This is a genomic window from Leucobacter sp. UCD-THU (assembly GCF_000349545.1).
Taxonomy (GTDB): domain Bacteria; phylum Actinomycetota; class Actinomycetes; order Actinomycetales; family Microbacteriaceae; genus Leucobacter; species Leucobacter muris.
Window position 1 is genome coordinate 48,154 of sequence record NZ_KB714605.1, and the last position, 1,610, is coordinate 49,763.

Annotated in this window: 1 protein-coding gene; it reads right to left on the reverse strand. The window is 67.6% G+C overall.

Going from position 1 to position 1,610, the window contains the following annotated elements:
• Positions 1 to 1,274: SpaH/EbpB family LPXTG-anchored major pilin (locus H490_RS29710; protein ID WP_193743420.1), on the reverse strand; the 1,274-nt coding region annotated here is incomplete at its 3' end.
• Between the last annotated feature and the right edge of the window lie 336 nt (positions 1,275 to 1,610).

The window sequence follows — 1,610 nt, forward strand, 5'->3', positions numbered from 1 at the left end:
GACGCCTTCAGCCCGTTGATCACCACGAAGCCGTGATCGGCGCCCTGATCGGCGGTGGTGAACGTCTTGCGATCGGCCCCCGCGGTCGAACCCGCACCGAACTCGAGCCCACCCGTCACCGGATCCCCCGAAGCGACCTGAGCCGCCGCAGCGTTCGCCGCGGCCTCGGTGGCGAACACCTGAAACTCCGCACCCGCAAGACGAGCATCCTCATCACCCTGCGCATGCTTGTTCACACGAGCCGTACCCCACAAAGCCTCGGCACCGACGAACTTATTGATGCCGTCCATTGCCACCTCGGCCTGGTTGTCAATCTCTCCGTTCGCGGGGATCGCCTGCACTCGCGTCTCGTACACGAACTCGATGATCGAGCCCGGCCCGGCAGCATTCACCTTCGCGAGCCCGCTGTCCGAGAGTTCGGTGACCGGCGCCGGGTTGGAAGCGGACGCCAGGTCTTCGGGATACAGCACGACCGGCGTGCCACCCTTCGGTGTCACGGTCGCGCGATCCGGGAACTGCGTACCGTCGTTCGCGCTCCACACCTTGGTGTCGTCCCAGCGGGCGAGCGCTTCGACATTCGGCATCTCGTACACGCCGAAGGTGGCGACGGCATAGCCGGAGCTGTCGGGTACCCGGGTCGAAATCGTCCAGGTCACCTTGTCGCCCACCGCGTACGCGGTCGAGTCTTCGACGGTCTTCACCATGTACGGCTCGTCGCCGAGCACGTTCTTCGGGTACGCGTGCACATCGTACCGGAACACGCCCGGCTCGGTCGTGGGCATCGGCAGCGTCACGAGGAAGGGCTGCGCCGGAGCAGCGATCGAGTTCGACCCAGCACTGGTCTCGGTCACATAGAACAGGCCCACCGGCAGGGTGTCGAACACCGCGATGCCGCCGTTCGCGGTGGTGCGCACCACCCCCGCTCCCAGCGTCGCCCCCGAGGGCACGAACGGGGTCGTCCCGTCGAGGTAGGGCTGGATCAGCGCCCACCCGGCATCGGTCTCGAGGTCGACGGCGACCCCGCCGATTTCGGTCACCTCACGCACCGTGAAGGCCACCCCGTTGATCGGCAGCGACCCCGCAGGCAGACTGCCCGAAGGCACCTCGGACCCGTCACCGGCGGCCCCCGGAGTCTCCGGCATCGACAGCTTATGGATCGTGAGACTGCGCGCCTCGTCCGGATCGATATTCGCGGGCGCCGCACTCGCGGCGCTGACCGCGACCCCCATCAGCGCGGTCGCGCTGAGCGCGATCACCGCCACAGCGGCGCTCAACCGCCGACTCGTACTCGACATGCTCTCGCGTTGTGCAACGCCGTCAACTCGCATCACAGCACTCCCGGATCGAAACGGAACAACATCAGCACCGATGCCGCGTCGCTCCCCTCAACGCACCGATCGACCTCGGGTATCACCCAAGACCTTAATGACGGATCAGACACCCAGTGCGCGAACGCATCAGAACTTCACCCCGCGCCGCCCACTTTTCACCCGTTCCCCGCGCGGCATTCACCCGTTCCCGCCCGTCGTTCGCCTTTCACGCCCGGCATCCGCACCCCGGCCGCGCGGCATCCGCACCCGGGCGTCGCGGCTGCCCCCCCCCCCCCCCCA